This window comes from Variovorax sp. RA8, assembly GCF_901827175.1.
Lineage (GTDB): Bacteria > Pseudomonadota > Gammaproteobacteria > Burkholderiales > Burkholderiaceae_C > Variovorax.
Window position 1 is genome coordinate 1,046,590 of the sequence record NZ_LR594662.1, and the last position, 21,106, is coordinate 1,067,695.

18 protein-coding genes are annotated in these 21,106 nt (G+C 68.6%); 5 read left to right on the forward strand and 13 right to left on the reverse strand.

Annotated elements, in window-relative coordinates:
* Positions 1-40: 40 nt before the first annotated feature.
* The 4 genes from E5P3_RS05015 to E5P3_RS05030 are packed head-to-tail and all read right to left on the reverse strand — an operon-like array spanning position 41 to position 3,555.
* Positions 41-790, reverse strand: coding sequence for a fumarylacetoacetate hydrolase family protein (locus tag E5P3_RS05015; RefSeq protein ID WP_162584967.1), 750 nt, complete (start codon positions 788-790; stop codon positions 41-43).
* Entirely contained in the window at positions 787-2,163 is a 1,377-nt protein-coding gene (locus E5P3_RS05020) for an MFS transporter (RefSeq protein WP_162584968.1), read from the reverse strand. Before E5P3_RS05020 ends, E5P3_RS05015 begins: the two co-directional genes overlap by 4 nt.
* 35 nt (positions 2,164-2,198) lie before the next feature.
* Positions 2,199-2,777: a cupin domain-containing protein gene (locus E5P3_RS05025; RefSeq protein WP_162584969.1), complete on the reverse strand. Its 579-nt coding sequence runs from the start codon at positions 2,775-2,777 to the stop codon at positions 2,199-2,201.
* A 34-nt stretch (positions 2,778-2,811) separates the two neighbouring features.
* Entirely contained in the window at positions 2,812-3,555 is a 744-nt protein-coding gene (locus tag E5P3_RS05030; RefSeq protein WP_162584970.1) for a dienelactone hydrolase family protein, read from the reverse strand.
* A gap of 88 nt (positions 3,556-3,643) precedes the next feature.
* Between E5P3_RS05030 and E5P3_RS05035 the strand changes: the two genes are divergently transcribed.
* On the forward strand, positions 3,644-4,588 hold the full coding sequence (locus E5P3_RS05035; RefSeq protein ID WP_162584971.1) for a LysR family transcriptional regulator: 945 nt from the start codon (positions 3,644-3,646) through the stop codon (positions 4,586-4,588).
* A 9-nt stretch (positions 4,589-4,597) separates the two neighbouring features.
* Here E5P3_RS05035 and E5P3_RS05040 read toward each other — a convergent pair whose 3' ends face one another.
* Complete coding sequence (locus E5P3_RS05040; protein ID WP_162584972.1) at positions 4,598-5,764, reverse strand: FAD-dependent oxidoreductase; 1,167 nt, start codon at positions 5,762-5,764, stop codon at positions 4,598-4,600.
* 102 nt (positions 5,765-5,866) lie between these two features.
* Between E5P3_RS05040 and E5P3_RS05045 the strand changes: the two genes are divergently transcribed.
* A complete protein-coding gene (locus E5P3_RS05045; RefSeq protein ID WP_162584973.1) occupies positions 5,867-6,445 on the forward strand; it encodes a TetR/AcrR family transcriptional regulator in 579 nt (192 codons plus the stop codon).
* 12 nt (positions 6,446-6,457) lie between these two features.
* Here the strand turns inward: E5P3_RS05045 and E5P3_RS05050 are convergent, their stop codons facing one another.
* The 7 genes from E5P3_RS05050 to E5P3_RS05080 all read right to left on the reverse strand — a co-directional run bounded on the left by E5P3_RS05050 (position 6,458) and on the right by E5P3_RS05080 (position 16,389).
* Entirely contained in the window at positions 6,458-7,435 is a 978-nt protein-coding gene (locus tag E5P3_RS05050) for an NAD(P)H-dependent flavin oxidoreductase (RefSeq protein ID WP_162584974.1), read from the reverse strand.
* A gap of 10 nt (positions 7,436-7,445) precedes the next feature.
* Positions 7,446-8,441: a Bug family tripartite tricarboxylate transporter substrate binding protein gene (locus E5P3_RS05055; protein WP_162584975.1), complete on the reverse strand. Its 996-nt coding sequence runs from the start codon at positions 8,439-8,441 to the stop codon at positions 7,446-7,448.
* A 41-nt stretch (positions 8,442-8,482) separates the two neighbouring features.
* Positions 8,483-10,423, reverse strand: coding sequence for an acyl-CoA synthetase (locus tag E5P3_RS05060; RefSeq protein ID WP_162584976.1), 1,941 nt, complete (start codon positions 10,421-10,423; stop codon positions 8,483-8,485).
* 79 nt (positions 10,424-10,502) lie between these two features.
* A complete protein-coding gene (locus E5P3_RS05065; protein ID WP_162584977.1) occupies positions 10,503-11,654 on the reverse strand; it encodes an acyl-CoA dehydrogenase family protein in 1,152 nt (383 codons plus the stop codon).
* A gap of 166 nt (positions 11,655-11,820) precedes the next feature.
* Complete coding sequence (locus E5P3_RS05070) at positions 11,821-13,029, reverse strand: acyl-CoA dehydrogenase family protein (RefSeq protein ID WP_162584978.1); 1,209 nt, start codon at positions 13,027-13,029, stop codon at positions 11,821-11,823.
* Between the two features lie 11 nt (positions 13,030-13,040).
* Entirely contained in the window at positions 13,041-14,231 is a 1,191-nt protein-coding gene (locus tag E5P3_RS05075) for an acetyl-CoA C-acyltransferase (protein ID WP_162584979.1), read from the reverse strand.
* Positions 14,232-14,253: 22 nt separating this feature from the next.
* A complete protein-coding gene (locus E5P3_RS05080; protein WP_162584980.1) occupies positions 14,254-16,389 on the reverse strand; it encodes a 3-hydroxyacyl-CoA dehydrogenase NAD-binding domain-containing protein in 2,136 nt (711 codons plus the stop codon).
* Between the two features lie 144 nt (positions 16,390-16,533).
* On the opposite strand from E5P3_RS05080, the gene E5P3_RS05085 reads away from it, so the two are divergent.
* The 3 genes from E5P3_RS05085 (at position 16,534) to E5P3_RS05095 (ending at position 20,172) form a co-directional block, all read left to right on the forward strand.
* Positions 16,534-17,484 (forward strand): LysR family transcriptional regulator, encoded by a 951-nt coding sequence (locus tag E5P3_RS05085; RefSeq protein ID WP_162584981.1) that lies wholly within the window; start codon positions 16,534-16,536, stop codon positions 17,482-17,484.
* A gap of 90 nt (positions 17,485-17,574) precedes the next feature.
* Positions 17,575-18,273 carry a succinate dehydrogenase iron-sulfur subunit gene (locus E5P3_RS05090; RefSeq protein WP_162584982.1) on the forward strand — a complete coding sequence of 233 codons (699 nt, stop codon included), beginning with the start codon at positions 17,575-17,577 and terminating at the stop codon, positions 18,271-18,273.
* Between the two features lie 333 nt (positions 18,274-18,606).
* Positions 18,607-20,172, forward strand: coding sequence for a methyl-accepting chemotaxis protein (locus E5P3_RS05095; RefSeq protein ID WP_162584983.1), 1,566 nt, complete (start codon positions 18,607-18,609; stop codon positions 20,170-20,172).
* Positions 20,173-20,606: 434 nt separating this feature from the next.
* Here the strand turns inward: E5P3_RS05095 and E5P3_RS05100 are convergent, their stop codons facing one another.
* Positions 20,607-21,071 (reverse strand): Lrp/AsnC family transcriptional regulator, encoded by a 465-nt coding sequence (locus tag E5P3_RS05100; RefSeq protein ID WP_162584984.1) that lies wholly within the window; start codon positions 21,069-21,071, stop codon positions 20,607-20,609.
* Positions 21,072-21,106: the final 35 nt, after the last annotated feature.

Sequence of the window (21,106 nt, forward strand, 5' to 3'; positions counted from 1 at the left end):
ATCGTAACGATCGATAACGGTTTCCCTATGGGGGCTTTCCTTAGCCGCGATCCGTGCTCGGTTCCGGCCGCTCGGTGTCGGGGTCTGCAGCCCGGCCGACGTGCACCCGAAGCTCTCCGAGCCCTTCAACCGCACCGGTCATCGTCTGCCCGGCTTGGACGGGCCCCACGCCGGCAGGCGTTCCCGTGTAGACGAGGTCGCCCGGATGCAGCTCGAACCAGCCGGACAGGTGCGCGATGGTCTCCGCCACGTTCCAGATCAACTGGCTGATGTCGCTGTCCTGGCGTGTCTGGCCGTCCACGTCGACGCTGATGCGCGCACGCCCGGGGTGCCCGATGGCGGCGGCGGGGCTGATTTCGCCGAGCAGGGCCGAGCCGTCGAAGGACTTTCCGATTTCCCATGGCCTGCCTTGCTCGCGCATCCGGATCTGGAGATCGCGCCGGGTCATGTCGAGCCCCACCGCATAGCCGAAGACGTGATCGAGCGCCTCGCGGACCCGGATATTGCTGCCGCGCCTTCCGATGGCGACGACGAGCTCGATCTCGTGCTGGAAGTCAACGGTACGGCCGGGATAGGGGATCTCGGCCGTCGTGCCTTCGCGGACGGGGACGATGGCGTCCGTGGGCTTGCAGAAGAAGAAGGGCGGCTCGCGATCGGAGAAGCCCATCTCGCGGGCATGCGCCGCGTAGTTTCTTCCAACGCAGTAGACACGGCGCACCGGAAAGAGCAGGCCGCTGCCTGCAACCGGCACGGCCGTCGCGGGCGGTGGGGGCAGCACATAGGCGCTCATTCGAGCGCTCCCGCCGCGCGGCGCGCGTCTGCACCGGGCACCGCTTCGCGGCGGTGCATCGTTGCGCGAGCCAGCAGCGCGACCGCGACAGCGGCCGTCCACGCGGGGAGCGCGGCCACGGCGAAGAGGGACTCCAGGGCCACTCCGGTCCCGACCAGCATGCCGCCCACCACCGGCCCGACGATCGACCCCGCCCGTCCCACGCCCAGTGCCCAACCCACGCCGGTCGAGCGGATCTCGGTGGGATAGAGCCCGGATGCCAGCGCGTTGATGCTGATCTGCGCACCGATCACGCAGAAGCCGGCGACAAAGACCATCGCCATCAGCGCCGGGAACTCCGCCTGCGTCATGCGGCCGATGGCGAACGTCGCCAGGCCTGCGGCGACGTACGCGGCGAGGAGCACCCGGTAGGGGCCCAGCCGATCGATCAGCCGCGCGAACATCAACGCGCCCGCAATGCCGCCGAGATTGAGCAGGGCGGTGGACACGATGGCCTTGTCCAGCGGCACACCGGCCTGCCGCAGCAGGGCAGGCAGCCAGTTGACCAGGAAGTACAGCACCAGGAGGTTCATGAAGAACACCGCCCACAGCAGCAGGGTCTGCGCCGTGCGCTGGCCGCCGAAGAGCTGCATGACGCTCATGCCTTGCTGCGGCTGCGCTTCGCTCCTCTTGAAATGCACTTGCGCGGCGCGCTCCGCACCCAGGATCGGGACCAGCAGCGCTCGCAGCGCGGCGTCAGGCGTGCGCCGCGCCGCCAGCAGCCGGATCGATTCGGGCAGCCACACGAAGAGCGCAGGCAGCAGCAGCAAAGGCAGCGCGCCGCCCAGCCAGAAGGTCGATTCCCATCCGAGCGAGGGGATCATTCGCGCCGCCAGGAAACCGCCCAACACGGCGCCCAGCGGAAAGCCGCAGAACATCAGGCTGATCAGCGTCGCGCGCGAACGCGCCGGGGCGTACTCGGCGGTCAGCGCAATGATGTTGGGCATCGCGCCGCCCAGGCCGAGGCCCGTCAGCAGCCGCAGGATCAGCAGCGTCGTGAGCGAATCCGCCCAGGGCGTCAGCAGGGTGAACAGGCCGAAGATCGCCGTCGTCGCCATGATCACGCGGCGGCGCCCGAAGCGATCTGCTGCCGGGCCGAAGACCAGCGCGCCGAGCATCAGGCCGGCCAGGCCGGCGCCGAACACCGGGCCGAAGGACGAGACCGGCAGGCCCCATTGGGCGGCCAGCACCGGCGCCACGAAGGCAACGACCTGGGTGTCGAAGCCGTCCAGCATCGCGATCAATGCGCAGAGGAAGACGATACGTTTCTGGGCTCGGCCGAAGGGCGCCTGGTCGATCGCCGTCGCAGCGTCGACAGAGGGAGTCGCGGGCATCTTGTTCTCCGTGTATGTGTCGGGACGGGCGGTGATCAGTCCTGGTGCGGCGCCTTGCCCTCGACCATGTGGAAGGTGCGGCCGATGGGCTCCTCCCAGATCAGGTTGCGGTCCATCGCACGCGCCGGCATGTCCTGGATGACGTACTGGATGGCCGGCTCGCTGCCGGTGTTGATGTGCTCGTGGCTGGCCATCGGCGGGCAGCCGAAGGTGTCGCCGCGCTTCCAGTCGAAGCGCTGGCCGTCCAGCACCGAATAGCCCTCGCCCTGGATGATGTGATAAAGGGCGTAGGAGTTGTGCCGGTGGGCGACGATGTGCTCGCCGGGGCCGAAGATCTGGATGCCGAGAAAGATCGACGGGAACACGCCGCCCGCCTCGCCGGTGTCGCTGTTGACCAGCGCGATGAAGCGGCGGTCGGCGCGGCGCAGCGGGTCGCGCAGCACCTGCTCCAGACGAGGCTCGAGATCGTTCCAGCGCCAGATGGCCGCGCGCAGGTTCTTCTTGACGAGGAAAGGGTAGTACTCGTCATCGGTCATGAACCGTGCCCACTCGGTGCGATCCACGGTCGACGTGGTCTGCGGGGCGTTGTCTTCTGTGTCGAGTTGTGCGCTCATGAATGTGTCTCCTGGGGGTGGTTGAAGAAAATGCTCAATCGGGCAGGCGTCCGCGCAGATGCCAGTCGAAGAAGACCAGGCTTCTTCTCCAGGCCTCGGCGGAGGCGACGGGCCGGAAGACGGCAGGACGGAACCATTCGTCGAACGCGTGGGGTGCGCCGGCATAGGTGTGGATCTCGTGGTGCCGCTGGGCATCGCGCAGCTGCGCCGCGAAGTCGGCCAGTTCCTCCTTGCCGATTAGCCTGTCCATGTCGCCGAAATGCCCGAGCAGCGGTGCTTGCAGGCGCGCCGCCACGCCGATGGGGTCCTGCGCTTTCGGGCGCGGACGACGCAGCTGCCCGTAGTACGCGACCGCGCAGGCAGGTCCGTCCGCCTCGCTTGCCGCGAGCACGGCGTAGCTCCCGCCGATGCAGAAGCCCAGCACGCCTGCGTGCCGGCGGTCGATGCCGCACTCGCCGAGCCAGTCGAGCACATGGCGAACGTCGGCCAGCACGCGATGGTCATCGACGGCCGCCACGGCGGCATCGATGCGCTCGGGCGTGGACAGGTCCGGCTGCGACGCGCCGCGGCTGAAGTAGTCGACGACGGCGACCAGGTAGCCGGCGCGGGCGAGCTGGTCGGCACGCTCCGCGACGTACGCGTTCAGCCCGGCGATGGCGGGGAGCAGCACCACCGCATGGGTCGCGTCCGCATGGTCCGGCCGGCGAACGTGGACCGTGAATCTCTCGAATGCGTCTTCCTGCAGGAGGACGTGCTGTTGCAGGGGAGTGGGGCTCATGGTCTCGGTTGCGGTTTCGTTGCGGCAAGTATTCGTTCCAGGCCCCTCGCCACGCAATGCGAATGGTTTAGTCTGTACTATTCGCTGGATGAATAAGCAGGCGATCGACCTCAACCGTCTTCGTGTCTTCCGGGCCATCTGGGAATGCCGCAACGTCTCGCGCGCGGCCGAGGCGCTGGGTGTCTCGCAGCCCACCGTCAGCCATGCCTTGCGCGATCTGCGTGCGCATTTCGGCGACCGCATCTTCGTGCGCTGCCCCGGCGGCGTCATGCCCACGCCCTTGGCCGAGACCATCGCGCGCCGCATCAGCCAAGCCCTGGCCCTGCTCGAGCAGGGGCTCGACATCCGCGGCGAATTCGACCCCGCGTCGAGCCGACGCGAGTTCACGATCGTGATGACGGACATCGCCGAGGCGATCATCCTTCCACGCATCCTCGGCCTGTGCCGGCACGAGGCGCCTGCGGTCGGCTTTCGTGCCATCCAGCTGCCCACCGAATCCGTCGTCGGCGCGCTGCGCGACGGCGCTGCTGACGTGGCCATCGGCTTCAGCCCCGCCCTGCGGGCGAGCCTGCTTCACAAGTCCTTTTTTCGCAGCGAGTACGTGTGCATCGCCAGCGCCACGCACCCGCGGATCCGAGGGCGGATGAAGCTGCAGGACTTCACGCGCGAGCGCCATGCCGTGGCCCAGGCCCAGGGCACCGGGCACCATGCCGTCGAGGCCGCGCTGCAGCGCATGGGGCTGCTCGATGCCATCGGTGCGCGCGTGCCGCACTTCCTCGCCCTGCCGACCATCGTTGCGGCTAGCGACATGATCGCCACCATCCCCCGGCCGCTGGCAGAGCTGATGCTTCCCGTGGCGGCAGTACGCATGCATCCGCTGCCGATCCGGCTGCCGAAGCTGCTGATCGAACAGTTCTGGCACGAGCGCTTCCATGACGATGCGGCGTCGCGCTGGCTGCGGGCGCTGCTGCCGCGGGCGATGCAGGAAGTGTTCGCGACCGGCCCGCAGGGCTTCAAGCAGGCCGTTGACTGACCCGACTCTTTATCGGTAGACCAGGCCCGACAGGCGCCACGCGAGCTGCTGGCGGACCATCGGCAGGCGCGAAAGCGTGCGCAGCAGAAGGTTGCGCGCCGCGCGCAGGGCGGGCCGTGCCGTCGCCATGCGCGTGAGGCGATCGGCCAGCGCGATCACATGGCCCGCAACGGGGCGCCGCATCGTGCCGTAGTCATCGAGCGCGGCTTCGTTGCCGGCCAGTGCCTGGCTCAGTGCTTCTGCGAGGGTGATCGCATCGACGATGCCGACATTCATGCCCTGCCCGCCGGCCGGGCTGTGCACGTGGGCGGCATCGCCGGCCAGCAGCACGCGCCCGGCGCGGTAGGCATCGGCCAGCCGGTGATGAACCCTGAAGCGCGAACCCCAGAGCACCTCGTGGACCACCGCCCGCTCGCTCGCCGGGCCGCGCGCGTCCAGCAGGGCTTGCAGGTAGCCGGCGTCGGGGTGCTCCGGCGCATCCGCCACGGTCGCGACGATGCGGTGCGCACCGCCCGGCAGCGGCGCCACGACCACCATGCCTGCGGGCGAGAAATAGAGGATGACCTCATCGTGAGGCACGCCGCCCGTCAGGCGCACATCGGCCAGGAGGAAGGACTCGCCGTAGCTGCCGCCGGTAAAGCCGATGCCGGCGCGTTCGCGTACCGTGCTGTGCATCCCGTCGGTGCCAACCACGTAGCGCGCCCGCACTTGCCGGCCGTCGTCGAGCGTGGCGGTGGCGCCGGTGGCGTCCTGGCGCACGTCTGTCAGCACGCGCGGGCGCAGCACCTGGCCGCCGAGCTCGCGCAACCGGTCGAGCAGCACGCTTTCGGTGACCGCCTGCGAAACCATCAGCGTGTAGGGATAGCGCGTCGGCAGCTGGTCGAAGCCGATCGGCACCAGCACGCGGTCGCGGTCGCGGATCGTGAAGCGCTGCGCCTGCACGCCGCGCTCGACCAGCCGGGCCGCGACCTGCAGCGACTCGAGGGCTTCCAGCGTGTAGGCATGGACCACCGCGGCGCGCGAGGTATTGGCGCCCTCGGCCTGACGGTCGATCAGCATGAAGCTCACGCCGCGGGCGGCGAGCGCGGTCGCCAGCGTGAGGCCGGCGGGGCCTGCGCCGACGACCAGCACGTCGGTGTCGAAGGAGGAAGACGAGGGGATGCGCGGGTCGGACATGAGGTTCTCCTAAGAAGTCAACAAGTGTTGGGCAACAAGTGTTGGCAATTTTGAACCAGGGCTTGTCAGTTTGTCAACAGCTGTTGGCCTATACTTGTTGACATGGCTGAATCCGACCCCGTCCTCCCTCCTGCCCGGCGCTCCGACGCGACCAAGGCGACCATCCTCGCGGCCGCGCGTGCCCAGTTCGCGGCCGTGGGCTACCAGGCCACCACCATCCGCGCGGTGGCGAACGCGGCCGCGATCGATCCCGCGATGGTGATGCGCTACTTCGGCAACAAGGAAGGGCTGTTCGCCGCCGCGGCAGATTTCGACCTGCGCCTCCCGGACCTGGCCGGCGTGCCGCGCGATGCGCTGGGCGCCGCGCTGGTGTCGCACTTCCTGGATCGGTGGGAGGATGACGAGACGCTCATGGCGCTGCTGCGCACCGCGTCGACCAACGAGGCGGCGGCGGCGCGCATGCAGGCGCTGTTCTCGTCGCAGATGGCACCCCTGATCGCCCGCCTGAGCGGCGACGCGCGCGCCGGCGCCGCCGCGCGCGCCGGTTTGATCGCCACCCAGGTGCTGGGCTTCGCCCTGTGCCGCTACGTGCTGAAACTGCCGCCGGTGGTCGCGCTCAAGCGCCCGGAGATCGTGCGCCGCGTCGGGGCGACCGTGCAGTCCTATCTGTTCGACGCCTGAGGCCGCGTCGGGTCAGGGCGAGTCGAAGTAGCCGCGCGCCCGGTCCAGGTGCTCGCGGCATTCCCGCACCATGCGCTCGATCAGCTCGGCACAGGTCGGCACGTCGTCGATCAGCCCGATGCACTGCCCGGCCGAGATCACGCCGCCGTTGACTTCGCCGGCCTCCAGCGCCGCACGCCCGCGCACGCCGGCCACCAGCGGACGGATGTCCTCGAACTGGCAGCCGCCGGGGCGGTTCTCGGTGGCCACCACCTCTTCCGAGATGGCGTTGCGGAACACCCGCGCCGTGTTCTTCATCGTGCGGAACATCAGCTTGGTGTCGCGCTCCGAGGCCGCCACCAACGCCTGTTTGATGTTGTAGTGGATCGGCGCCTCCTGCGTAACGCAGAAGCGCGTGCCCATGTTCACGCCCTCGGCGCCCAGCGCCAGCGCCGCCGCCATGCCGCGCCCGTCGGCAATGCCGCCCGAGGCGATGATCGGGATGCGCAGCGCGCGTGCCGCGATCGGCAGCAGCACCAGGCCCGGCACGTCGTCCTCGCCCGGATGGCCCGCGCATTCGAAGCCGTCGATCGAGACCGCGTCCACGCCGTTGCGCTCGGCCGAGAGCGCATGGCGCACCGTGGTGCACTTGTGCACGATCTTCACGCCCTGCGCCTTGAACTGGTCGATGAAGTCGCGCGGGCTGTTGCCGGCCGTCTCGACGATGCGGATGCCGCCGTCGAGGATGGCCTGCACGTACTGCGCATAGGGCGGCGGCTTCACGGCCGGCAGGATCGTGAGGTTCACGCCGAAGGGCCGGTCCGTCATCGTCCGCGTGCGGGCGATCTCGTCGCGCAGCGCCTCGGGCGTCTGCTGGGTCAGCGCTGTCAGGATGCCCAGGCCGCCGGCGTTGGACACGGCTGCCGCCAACTCGGCGCGGCCCACCCATTGCATGCCGCCCTGGATGATGGGGTAGCGGATGCCGAAAAGCTCGGTGATGCGGGTCTTCATCGTGCGGGCCTCACTCCAGCTTGGCGCCGGACTGCTTGATCAGCCGCTCCCACACCGGCCGCTCCTTCTTGTACTCGGCGGCGAAGGCTTCCGGCGAGCTGTCCTTCAGCTCGAAGCCCATGGCCGCCACCTTCTGCTGCACATCGGGCTGCCGCGTAGCCTTGCGGATCTCGTCGGCCAGACGCTTGACGATGGGGCCGGGCGTCTTCGCCGGCACGGCGATGGCCAGCCAGCCGGTGAGCCGATAGGCCTCGTCCTTCAGCCCCTGCTCGGCCAGCGTGGGCACGTTGGGCAGCGAGGAGAGGCGGCGCTCGCCGGTCACGCCGATGGCCTTGAGCTTGCCGGCCTCGATCTGCGGCTTGGCCTGCAGCGAGCTGGCGTAGGCCATCTGGATCTGGCCGCCGATCAGGTCCGCGATCATCGGCGCCTCACCCTTGTAGGCGACGTGGTTCATGTCGGCGTTCTGCGTCGCGCTCATGTGCGCGCCGGCCAGGTGCGGGTAGGCGCCCAGCCCGTAGGAGCCGTAGGCCAGCTTGCCCTTGTTGGCCGCCACGTACTTCAGGAGCTCGGGGCCATTGCTGGCCGGCACGCTGGGATGGGTCACCAGCACCAGCGGGCCCATCGCCACCTGATAGACCAGGGTCAGGTCGCGCTCCGGGTGGTAGGGCAGCTTCTCGTACAGGAACTGGTTGGTCAGCAGCGCGTTCGAGAGCGACATCACGATGGTGTAGCCGTCGGGCGTGGCCTTGGCCACCGCGTCGGTGCCGATGATGCCGGCCGCGCCGGGCTTGTTGTCGATGACCACCGGCTGGCCCATGCTGGCCGCGAGCTTCTCGCCGATGACGCGCGCCAGCACGTCGGTGCCGCCGCCGGCGGCGAAGGGCACGACCATCTTGATCGGCTTGGCGGGGTAGGTCTGGGCGAGCGCGGGCGCGCCGGCGCACAGGGCGATGGCCGAGGCCGCGGCGGCGAGGCATCGGCGGCGGGTGAAGTCGTGGATGGGCATGGTTGTCTCTGTTTGGAATGAAAAGATCGGGCGGGCGGCAGCTACTGCACCACCACCTGCACCTTGAGCGGCAGGCGTCCGAGCGAGTCCTGCAGCCGCACCCGCAGCGCCTGGACGGCCGGCCCGGTCGCAGAGGCGTCGATGGTCACCGTGAGCGCCTTCTCTCCCTGGGCCTGCACCGTCGGCCGCGCGGCGCCGGGCAGATCGAGGTCGGCCCAGGCCTCCTCGACCAGCGCCTCGGCCACGTGGCACGCGGCCAGTGCGCGCAGGTCGGGCTTGAAGATCTTGCCGACGTTGGTCATCGGCATCTGCTCGATCACCACCACCGACCTGGGCTTGGCCGGCGCCTCGTCCACGCGCTCCGCGGTGAAGGCCAGCAGCTCGGCCTCGGTCGCCTTCGCGCCCGGCACCAGCGTGGCGAAGGCCACCGGCAGCTCGCCCGCGTAGGCATCGGGCGCGCCCACGGCGGCGCACAGCTGCACCGCGGGATGCGCGCCCAGCGCGTCCTCGATGGTCTTGGGGTCGATGTTGTGGCCGCTGCGGATGATCAGGTCCTTGGAGCGCCCGCTGAGGTTGAGGCGCTCCTCTGCGTCGATCCAGCCCAGGTCGCCGGTGGCCAGCCAGCCATCGGCGGTGAAGGTCTTCGCGTTGTCGGCCGGATCGACGAAGCCCGAGAACAGGTTGGGCGACTTGAACAGCACCATGCCCTGCTCGCCTGGCGGAAGCTCCTGGTCGCTGGCATTGCCGTGCGCATCCAGCGCCACGATGCGGATCTGCGTCCAGGGCAGGCGCAAGCCCACGCAACCCGGCGGCCCGATCACGCCGGGCGGCGTGATGGTGGAGATGCCGGCCATCTCGGTCATGCCCAGGCTCTCGTGCACGTGCAGGCCGAACAGGCGCTCGAAGCGCGCCGCCAGCTCGGGCGGCAGCACCGCGGCGCCGGTGCGGCAGTAGCGGATGGAGGAGATGTCGGCGCCGTCCAGCGGCACATTGGCCAGCGCCGCGAGCACGGTGGGCACGGCCGACAACGAGGTCGGCCGGTGCTTCTCGACCAGCTTCCAGTAGTTCGCCATCACCTGCCGGTTGCGCAGCAGGGTGGTGGTGGGAATGATCACCTCCACCCCGGCCGAGAGCGAGGCCAGCGACGCCGGCAGCACGCCCGCCACGTGGAACAGCGGGTAGCCGTTGATCGTGATGTCGTGCGGCCCCTGGCCCGTCATCTTCACGCTGGCGAAGGCGGTGAACACCTGGGCGCCGTGGCTGTGGCGCGCCAGCTTGGGCGCGCCGGTGGTGCCGCCGGTGTGGAAGTAGGCGGCGATGTCGGCGGGCGCGATGTCGCGGCCGCTCACCAGCCGGTCGTCGGGCTCGCGCGCGCGCTCCGTGGCGAAGTCGAGCACGCCCTCGGGCAGCGCGCCCGCGGCACCCGGCGCCTCGTCGTGCGGCGCCACGCGCAGCACGGTGGTCAGCGTCGGCACCTGGCCGCGCAGGCGCATCGCCTTGGACCACATGCCGGCATCGTCGTCCGCGCCCCAGGCGATCAGCACCTGGGCGCGGCCGGCCTTCATCAGCGACACCAGCTTCTCATCGGTGAGCAGCGGATTGAGCGGCTGCGCGATGCCGGCCGCGCTGCCGCCCCACAGCGCCAGGTGGTAGTCGAGGCAGCCCGGCAGCAGGATCGCCACGGCATCGTCCGGCCCGACGCCCAGCGTATGCAGCAGGTTCGCGGTCTGGTGGATGCCCGCCAGCAGCTGGGCATAGGACCAGCGGATCGGCTCGTCGGCCGGGTCGCCGCTGCGCAGGAAGGTCAGCGCCGTCTTGTCGCCGAAGGCGGCGGCCGAATTGCGAAAGATCTCGTAGGTGCTGCGCACCGTCAGCGCCTCGGCCAGCGGCGTCTGCTCGAGCCGGCGCACGTCCTCGATGCTGCGGATGGGGAAGGACGCGCTGAAGGGCGCGGCCGTAGCGCGTGTCTCGCTCGTGCTCATGACGGGTCTCCTCGTTCTGGCGTGGGCCGACGCGCGCCGGGCTGCCTGGCCGCGGCGCGCATGGCCCATTGTGGATGCGTCAGTGCGCGGCGGGGAGGGCTTGCCGGCCGAGCGCGGCGAAGCGCTGCAGATGATGGTCCTCGTCGCCGAGCTGGTGGTCGATCATCACCAGCCGCTTCGCATAGTGGGCCAGCGGCAGCTCCCAGGTCATGCCGATGCCGCCGTGCATCTGGATGCTTTCCTCGGCCACCAGCGTGCCGATGCGCCCGATGCTGGCCTTGGCGGCCGAGAGCGCGCGCTCTCGCGCCACGCGGTCCTCGCCGTCGATTGCCGCCGCCGCATTGATCACGGCCGAGCGCGCCTGCTCCACTTCGAGCAGCAGGTCGGCCATGCGGTGCTGCAGCGCCTGGAAGCTGCCGATCAGCTGGCCGAACTGCTTGCGCGTGCGCAGGTATTCGAGCGTGGCCGCCTTGGCCGCCTCCATCGCGCCCAGGCTCTCGGCGCACAGGGCAAGCACGCCACGGCCGATGGCGCGCTCCAGCGTCGGGTAGCCCTGGCCTTCGCTGCCTAGCAGCGCGCCGCCTTCCAGCTTCAGGCCGTCGAACACGACTTCGGCCACGCGGCCGCCGTCGATGGCGGGGCAGCCGCGCACATACAGGCCCTGGGTCTTCGCCGGCACCAGGAAGAGCGAGATGCCGGCCTCCTCGTCGTCCGCGCCGGAGGTGCGTGCCGAGACCACGAACAGGCCGGCCTGCTCGCCCTGCGGTACCACCGCCTTGGCGCCGTTGAGCAGCCAGCCGTCGCCGCTGCGCTCGGCGCGCGTCTGCACATGCGCGGGTTCGTAGTGCGTGCCGGGCTCGTCGTGCGCCAGCGCCGCGACGGTGCTGCCCGCGATGATGCCGGCCATCTGTTCCTTCTGCGCTTCGCTGCCCGCAGCGGCAATCGCCTCGCCGGCCATCACCGCGCCCAGCACCGGCTCGACCACCAGGCCCCGGCCCAGCGCCTCGAAGACGACGGCGACATCGAAGCCGCCGCCGCCGAAGCCGCCATCCTCTTCGCGAAAGAGCGCGCCGATCACGCCCAGCTCGGCGAACTGCTCCCAGATCCTGGGGCTGAAACCTTCGGCCGACTTCGCGATGCGGTCGCGCGCCTCGAAGGTGTACTGCTCGGCGATGAAGCGGTTGAGGCTGTCGGCGAGCATGCGCCGGTCTTCCGTGTGTTCGAAGTTCATTCAACTCTCCTGTGCCTCTTGGGCAACGCACGCCGCATGGACAAGAGCGGCAACAACAGGGCAATTCCAGAAACACCGCGGAACCGGCTTTGCCGGGCCGCTGGTGTTGCCCCCGGTAGGGGGTGGGCGGCTACACGAAGTGAAGCCAACCTGGGGGCGAGCTTGTTCACAGTCCGAGGATCATCTTGGAGATGATGTTCTTCTGGATTTCATTCGAGCCGCCGAAGATCGACAGCTTGCGGTTGTTGAAGTACTTGGCAGCTGCCGGCGCCGCCTCTGCGGGGCCGAAGGCCGTGCCGCCGAAGCCTTCTTCCAGCGCCGCTTCGACAAAGGGCCGCGCATAAGGCCCCATCGCACGCCGGATCAGCGAGGAGATTTCCTGGCGGATCTCGGTCCCGCGGATCTTGAGCATCGAGCTCTCGGCGCCCGGCACGCCGCCGCCGGCCACTGCCGCGATCACGCGCAGGTTGGTGGTCTTCATGTTCTCCAGGTCGATCTCGACGCGCGCCATGCGCGCCGCGAAAGCCGGGTCTTCCGACAGCGGCCTGCCGTTCTTCGTCTGCTTGGCCGCGACGGCCTTGAGCTGCTCCATCGCCGCCACCGAGAAGCCCACGCCCGCGATGTTGGTGCGCTCGTAGGTCAGCAGGTACTTGGCGCAGGTCCAGCCCTTGTCCTCCTCGCCCACCAGGTTCTCAGCCGGCACGCGCACGTCGGAGAAGAACACCTCGTTGACCTCATGCTCGCCGTCCAGCGTGATGATCGGCCGCACCACGACACCGGGGGAGTTCATGTCGATCAGCAGGAAGCTGATGCCCTCCTGCTTCTTCGCCTCGCGGTTGGTGCGCACCAGGCAGAAGATCATGTTGGCATGCTGGCCCAGCGTGGTCCAGGTCTTCTGGCCGTTGACGATGTAGTGCGGCCCCTGCGCATCGACCCCCTTGACGGCCGAGGTCTTGACCGAGGCCAGGTCCGAGCCCGCACCGGGTTCGGAGTAGCCCTGGCACCACCAGTCCGAGCCGTCGAGGATGCGCGGCAGCCAGCGGCGCTTCTGTTCCTCGTTGCCGTACTTGATCAGCACCGGCCCCAGCATGTTGACGCCGAAGGGCACGATGCGCGGCGCATGCGCCAGCGCGCACTCGTTCTCGAAGATGAACTTCTCCACCGCAGTCCAGCCCGGCCCGCCGTACTGCTCGGGCCAATGGTTCGCGAGCCAGCCGCGCGCGTTGAGGATGGCGTGCCATTCCTCCATGTCGGCCTTGCCCAGGTGCTTGCCGTTGGCGACCTTGTCGGAGAGGCGCTGCGGCAGCTTCTCGGCAAGGAAGCTGCGCACCTCGTCGCGGAACGCTTGTTCCTCGGGGGTGAAGTTGAGATCCATCGACGGTCTCCTCAGTAGATTTCGAACAGGCCCGCGGCGCCCATGCCGCCGGCGATGCACATCGTGACCACGGCGTACCTGGCGCCGCGCCGCTTGCCCTCGATCAGCACGTGGCCCGCGAGCCGCGCACCCGTCATGCCGAAGGGGTGGCCGATGGATATCGCGCCGCCGTCGACATTGAGCCGCTCGGCCGGGATGCCGAGCTTCTCCTGGCAGTAGATGGACTGCGAGGCAAAGGCCTCGTTGAGTTCCCAGAGGTCGATATCGTCGACCTTCAGGCCGTTGCGCGCCAGCAGTTTCGGCACCGCGAACACCGGGCCGATGCCCATCTCGTCGGGCTCGCAGCCGGCCAGTGCCAGGCCGCGGAAGGCGCCCAGCGGCTTGAGGTTGGCGCGCTCGGCCTCCTTGGCTTCCATCAGCACGCAGGCCGAGGCGCCGTCGGAGAGCTGCGAGGCATTGCCGGCAGTGACGAACTTGCCGGCGCCCATCACCGGCTCCAGCTTCGCCAGGGCCTCGTAGGTGGTGCCGCGGCGGTTGCAGGTGTCGGCGTCGACGGTCGCCTCCCTGTAGCTGACCAGCTTGGTCTCCTTGTCGGTGACCGCCATGGTGGTGGTGCAGGCCACGATCTCCTCCTTGTAGCGGCCGGCGAGTTGTGCCTCTTCCGTCTTGCGCTGGCTTTCGGCCGAGAAGCGGTCCTGCGCCTCGCGGCTGATGCCGTAGCGCTGGGCCACGATGTCGGCGGTCTCGATCATCGAGAGGTAGAGGGCAGGCTTGTGTTCCGCGATCCAGGGGTCCATGCCTGAATCCCCGCTGTCGGTGGCGCTGCGGGTGCGGATCTGCGAGATGCTCTCCACGCCGCCCGCGATCATCGCCGGCGCGCCCTCGACCACGATGCGGCCCGCCGCCATCGCGATCGCCTGCAGGCCCGAAGCGCAGAAGCGGTTGACCGTGGTGCCGGCGATGCTGATCGGCAGCCCGGCGCGCACGATGGTCTGGCGCGCCACGTTGCGGCCGGTGGTGCCTTCGGGGTAGCCGCAGCCGAGGATCGCGTCCTCGATCAGCGCCGGGTCGATGCCCGCCCGGTCGACCGCCGCGCGCACCGCGAAGGCGGCGAGCGTGGGGCCGGGCGTGACGTTGAACTCGCCGCGGTGCGCCTTGGTGAGCGGGGTGCGGGCGGTGGAAACGATGACGGCTTCGCGCATGATGAATGTCTCCTGATCTGGCTTACTCGGACTGGTTCAGGCTCGCGAAGTCCGCGCCGCGTTCGACCAGCTCGACAAGCAGCGGCGAGGGCTTCCAGAACAGCGGGTCTTCCTTGGCGAACTCGCGGATGTCGGCCAGCACCTTCGGCAGGCCCACTGTGTCGGCGTACTTCATCGGCCCGCCGCGGTGGCGCGGGAAGCCGTAGCCGTAGAGGAAGGTCACGTCCACGTCCAGCGGGCGCAGCGCGATGCGCTGGTGCACGACGTTGGCGCCCTCGTTGATCATCGCGGCCATGTAGCGGCGCATGATCTCCTCGTCGGTGAAGGTGCGCGGCGCGATGCCGGCGCGCTGGCGCTCGGCCTCGATGATCGCTTCGACCTCCGGGTCCGGGGTGCCGGTGCGCGCGCCCTCGGGGTACAGGTAGTAGCCGCGCCCCGTCTTCTGGCCGAACCAGCCGCGTTCGCAGATGCGGTCGGCGATCTGCACGTAGCGCGCCTTCGGGTCGCGCGTGGCCGCCTTGCGCTTGCGCGTGGCCCAGCCAATGTCGCCGCCGGCCAGGTCGGACACCTGGAAGGGGCCCATGGGGTAGCCGAACTCGCGCACCGCCTTGTCGATCTGGTAGGGCGAGGCACCGTCTTCCATCATGTGGTCGGCCGCCTGGCGGTACACCGCGAGGATGCGGTTGCCGATGAAGCCGTCGCATACGCCGGCGCGCACCGGCGTCTTCTTCAGCTTCTTCGCCAGCTCGAAGCCGGTGGCGACCACGTCGGCGCTGACCTTGGCCGGCACCACGATCTCCAGCAGCTTCATGATGTTGGCCGGCGAGAAAAAGTGCAGTCCCAGTACGTCGCCCGGGCGCGAGATGCTGGCCGCGATCTCGTCGATGTCGAGGTAGGAAGTGTTGGTGGCGAGCACCGCGCCGGGCTTGCACACGCGGTCGAGCTCGGCAAAGACGGCCTTCTTGACCGCCATGTCCTCGAACACCGCCTCCACCACCAGGTCGACCTTCGCGAGCGCGTCGTAGGCCGTCGAGCCCGAGAAGCGCGCCATCACGGCGGCCTTGGCCTCGGCTGTCATGCGGCCTTTCTGGATGAGGCCGTCGTAGACCTTCTCCACGTGGGCGCGGCCGCGCGCGAGGCTGGGCTCGTCGCGCTCGATCATGGTCACCGGCAGGCCGGCATCGAGCATGGCGACTGCGATGCCCGCGCCCATGGTGCCGCCGCCGACGATCCCGCAGGATTCGATGGGACGCGGCTTCGCCGCCTTGGTCTCGGGGGCCTTCAGCACCTCGCGCTCGGCGAAGAAGGCATGGATCAGGCCGGCGCGCTGCGGGCTGTCGATGCACTCCAGGAAGAGCTTGCGCTCCAGCGCCATGCCCTCGTCGAACGGCAGCGTGAGCGCGGCTTCGACGGCTTCGACGATCTTCATCGGCGAGAACAGGCCGCGGCTCTTCTTCGCAGTCTCGGCGCGGGCCGCTTCGAGCGCGGCGTGCTGCGCTGGCCTGTCGACCAGCGCCAGGGTCGCATTGCGCGCGCGGCGCACCGGTGCCTTGAGCCTGGCCAGTTCCTGCGCGAAAGCCAGCCCTTCGGCCAGCGCATCGGCGCCTTCGCCCAGGCGGTCGACCAGGCCCAGGTTCATCCCTTCCTGGGCGCCGACGTGGCGGCCGCTCAGCATCAGGTCCAGCGCGGCCTTCACGCCGATCATCCGCGGCGCGCGCTGGGTGCCGCCGGAGCCGGGCATCAGGCCCAGCTGCACCTCGGGCAGGCCCAGCTTGGCGGAAGGCACGGCCAGGCGGTAGTGCGCCGACAGCGCGATTTCCAGGCCCCCGCCGAGCGCCGCGCCGTGGATCGCTGCGATCACCAGCTTGCTGCAGCCTTCGATGCGGCCGCAGACCTCGGGCAGCGAAGGCTGCTGCGGCGGCTTGCCGAATTCGCGGATGTCGGCACCCGCGATGAAGTTGCGGCCGGCGCCGACCAGCAGCACCGCGGCCACGGCGGCATCGGCCTCGGCCGCCTCGATGGCGGCGACCAGGCCGCGGCGCACGTCCACGCCGAGCGCATTGACGGGCGGGTTGTCGATGGTCACGACCAGCACGCCGGCTTGCGGCTGGAAGCGCACGGGTTCGGGAACGGATGAAGAAGCGGCGGTGGTTGCCATGTGGGTGTCTCCGTGGGAAGCGAACCTGCGCCGGTTCGCGAGTGGCTGCGGGTGAACCCAGCATTCTTGGACAGCTCTCGTGTTTTGACAATTGCATGGGCTGTTGACAGACTGTCAAGGAATTTTTGACAGAATGCCGCCACCATGGATTTGCAGTCGCTGACCCTGCTGGTCGAGATCCTCGATGCCGGCAACCTGAGCGCCGCCGCACGCAGGCTCAAGATGAGCCGCGCCAACGTCAGCTACCACCTGAACCAGCTGGAGCGCTCCGTCGGTGCCCAGCTCGTGCGCCGCACCACGCGCCGCGCAGAGGCCACCGAGATCGGGCAGCGGCTCTACCAGCACGGCCTGGCGATCCAGAGCGAGCTGCAGGCCGCGCGCGAATCGGCCTCGGCGCTGGGCCAGGGGCTGGTGGGCCGGGTGCGGCTCAGCGTGCCCAGCGGCTACGGGCAGCTGGTGATGTCCGACTGGCTGATCGACTTCAAGCGCCTCTACCCCGGCATCGTGCTCGACGTGCTGTTCGAGAACCGCATCGAGGACCTGCTGCGTGACGAGGTCGACATCGCGATCCGGGTGATTCCCGAGCCGCCGCAGAACCTGGTCGCGCGCGCTTTGGGGCCGGTGCGCTACGTGGCCTGCGCCTCGCGCGCCTACGCGCAGGAACACGCCCTGCCCACGCAGCTCGACCAGTTGAGCGGCGCGCCGGTGGTGACGGCGGCCGTGATCGGCCGGCAACTGCGCATGTCGGCCTACCAGGGCGAGGAGCGGCGCGAGGTGGTGCTGGAGCCGACGCTGATCTCCGAGAACTTCCTGTTCCTGCGCCAGGCCATCCTCGCCGGCCTCGGCATCGGGCTGGTGCCCGACTACGTGGTACAGGACGATGTGCGCAGCGGCGCCGTCGTGACCACGCTGGACGATTGGCGGTTGAGCATCTTCGGTACGCAGATGTTCATGCTGTACATGCCCAACCGGCAGCACACGCGGGCGACCCGGACCTTCATCGATTTCATCCTGGAGCGGGCGCGGGGCATGTCCGCGGCGCAGGGGGGACAAGGCGCTCCGGTCGGGATGGCCGTGGATGGTGGCGGCGTCTGACCCGGCGTGCGCCGCTTGTGCGGCGGAGGGCCTGCAACCGCATCGGCTTTCGCCATGCTTCTTTCGAGACTAGGATCCGAGAGATCTGCCATGCATACCTTCCGCATCTACCGCTACGACCCGGACGTTGACCTCAGGCCGAGAATGCAGGTCTTCGAAACCGAAGTCGGGGATGGGGAGCGGATGTTGCTGGACGCGCTCATCAAGCTGAAAGCCATCGACCCGAGCCTGAGCTTCCGGCGCTCGTGCCGCGAAGGCATCTGTGGCTCGGACGCCATGAACATCAATGGCAAGAACGGGCTCGCATGCGTGACCAACATGCGCTCGCTTCCGCGAACGGTGGTGCTGAAGCCGCTGCCCGGCCTTCCGGTGGTCCGCGACCTGATCGTGGACATGACGCAGTTCTTCGCGCAATACCACTCGATCAAGCCCTACCTCATCAACGACGAACCACCGCCCGAGCGCGAGCGGCTGCAGTCTCCCGCAGCACGCGACGAACTGAACGGTCTCTATGAGTGCATCCTGTGCGCTTGCTGCTCGACCGCTTGCCCGAGCTTCTGGTGGAACCCCGACAAGTACGTGGGACCGGCGGGTCTGCTGCAGGCCTACCGCTTCCTCGCCGACAGTCGCGACCAGGCGACGGAAGAGCGCCTTGACAATCTCCAGGACCCTTACCGGCTGTTCCGGTGCAGGGACATCCTGAACTGCGTCGACGTTTGCCCCAAGGGGCTGGTCCCTGCGGCGGCGATCGGCAAGATCAAGCAGATGATGGTGCGGCGCACTGTCTGAAGCCGCCGCGACAACGCAGGCGCCGTCGCTGCGCGATGCCGCACCACATCAGCACACACGGCCGCACTCCCCGGCATGAACCGGTGCAACATCGCCTTCACGTCCAGCCGATGCGAAGAACCCGCCCGGACCCATCAGCCCTGTTGCGGCCCGTCGTAGCCCTCGATGATGACCAGATCGATCGTCGACACCGGTGCCCTCCGCGAGAACGCAGAGGCCGAGTTGGGGCCATTTTCCAATCTTGATCGGCCATTTGCATCCACCCGGTCCCGCCAAGAATCGATCAACCGCACGTGAGCGCGGGCTACCACAACTTCTTGAGGGACTCCACGGATGAAGAACTGGAAGATCAGCGCCCGGCTGGGGCTGGGTTTCGCCTTGCTGTTGCTGCTGCAACTGGCCATCACTGCCATCGGCCTGAGCCAGATGGCGACGCTGTCGGATCAGATGCGCATCACGAACGAGATCGGAGCGGGCAAGCTCTATGAGCTCAACGGCGTGCAGTTCGCCATCGGCAAGCGCGCCATCGCGGCGCGCAACCTGGCGTTGGTGGCCGATCCGGCGCTTCAGAAGAGCGACCTCGAGCTGGTCAAGTCCTCGCAGACCGAGATCGACAAGGGCGTGGAAAGGCTTTCGGCCATCATGAAGCAGCCCGGCGCCTCGACGCCCGAAGAGCGCCGCATGCTCGAGCAGCTGCAGGCCCTCGAGGCCAGGTACCTGCCCATCGCCGGCAAGGTCGTGTCGCTCGCCACCACCGCGAAGACCGAGGAGGCCGTGCGCGCATTGACGCAGGAGTGCATGCCGCTGCTGACCCAGGTGATCGCCCACGTGGCCGCCTTCGAGAAGCTGCTGAAGGAAGGCTCCGACCAGAGCGTCGCCGCCGCCCAGGCCGCCTACGGGAACGCGAAGTGGGTGATCATGCTGATCAGCGGGCTCTCGCTGCTGGCGGGGATTGCGACTGCCGTCCTGCTGACGCGCTCCATCACCGGCCCGCTCAACGCGGCGGTCCAGGTGGCGCAGACCGTGGCTTCCGGCGACCTCAGCAGCCGGGTGGTGGCGAGCTCGCGCGACGAGACCGGCCTGCTGATGCAGGCGCTGCGCGACATGAACGACAGCCTGGCCAAGGTGGTGGGCGACGTGCGCAGCGGCACCGACACCATTGCCACCGCCTCGGGCCAGATCTCGGCCGGCAACCAGAACCTGTCTTCGCGCACCGAGGAGCAGGCCAGCTCGCTGGAGCAGACCGCGGCCTCGATGGAGCAGCTGACCGGCACCGTCAAGCAGAACGCCGACAACGCGCGGCAGGCCAATCGGCTCGCCGTTTCGGCCTCCGAGGTCGCGGTGAAGGGCGGCGAAGTCGTGAGCCAGGTGGTCGACACCATGGCCTCGATCCATGCCTCGTCGAAGAAGATCGTGGACATCATCGGCGTGATCGACGGCATCGCCTTCCAGACCAACATCCTGGCGCTCAATGCCGCGGTCGAAGCCGCGCGCGCCGGCGAGCAGGGACGGGGCTTCGCGGTGGTGGCTTCCGAAGTGCGCAACCTCGCGCAGCGCTCGGCGGCAGCCGCCAAAGAGATCAAGGGCCTGATCGATGACTCGGTCGGCAAGGTGGGCGCCGGCACCACGCTGGTGGGCGAGGCCGGCCGGACCATGGAAGAGATCGTCGCCAGCGTCCGGCGCGTGACCGACATCATGGGCGAGATCACCGCCGCCAGCCAGGAGCAGACCGCCGGCATCGAGCAGGTCAATCAGGCCATCGCGCAGATGGACCAGGTGACGCAGCAGAACGCTGCGCTGGTGGAAGAGGCTTCGGCCGCCGCCCAGTCGATGCAGGAGCAGGCCGGTGGCCTGTCGCAGGTGGTCAGCGTGTTCAAGCTGGAGCGGGCCCCGGCCTAGGCTCGTGCCTTGTGAAACGGAAGGGGTGAACAGATCCCCACGACTTGTCATCTACTTTGCCAAGCCCTGGACTTTCGGTCATTTATCGGTTGTTCACTCCGATCAGCATCTTTCGCAGCGATGATCTAGTACCGGTCGCATGCTGCCTTTCATCCTAGACAACCTAAACAGACGGTTCGCAGCGGGAACGGTCCTTACCGGCAGAATGCTGGACTTCAGTAGTCGGGGCCAGAAGCGGAAGTTCGGGCGAATGGTGCTTGCGGTCGCGGGCTGGCAACCGCCCTGTCAGTCGGTGCGCGGGACAAGCCTGCTGCCCGGAGCCCGGACCCCATCCAGGTGCGGTTGACCGCCAGGCCGCGGCGGCGCCAATCTGTGTCTTGGCCGCCTGCCGGGTTTGCCTGCAGATGATGCCGCTCTAAACACTGGCCGACGGCTCAATCCAATGGCACGTCCAGGCTCACCTTCACGTGGTCCATCGTCACCAACGTGCGGAAGCGCTTGACGTTGTTGCTTTCGAAGAAGAGCGCGCGACTCAGCGCCGTGTACTGCGCCATGTCGCGCACGACGAAGATCAGGATGAAATCCCACTCACCAGTGACGTAGTAGCACTGCTGCACCTGGGGGCAGGCTCGGAAACTGCGCTTCATCGCGTCGAGGAGCTCGATCTGTTCGCTCTGCGTTTCAACCTGGGTGACGATGGTGAGCGGATGGCCCAAGGCGGCCGGTTCGAGCACCGCTGCGACCTTGCGCACCACGCCGTTGTCCACGAGGCGCTTGAGCCGCCGATTCACAGCTGCTGTGGAAAGGTGGATGCGGTTGCCGAGCTCGCTTTGTGGCAGCGCGCTGTCCAACTGGATGAGTTCGAGCAGACGAATGTCTAGGGCGTCGAGGTCGGTCATGGTATTCGGAGCAAGCGCAGAGGGATTGGTACGCA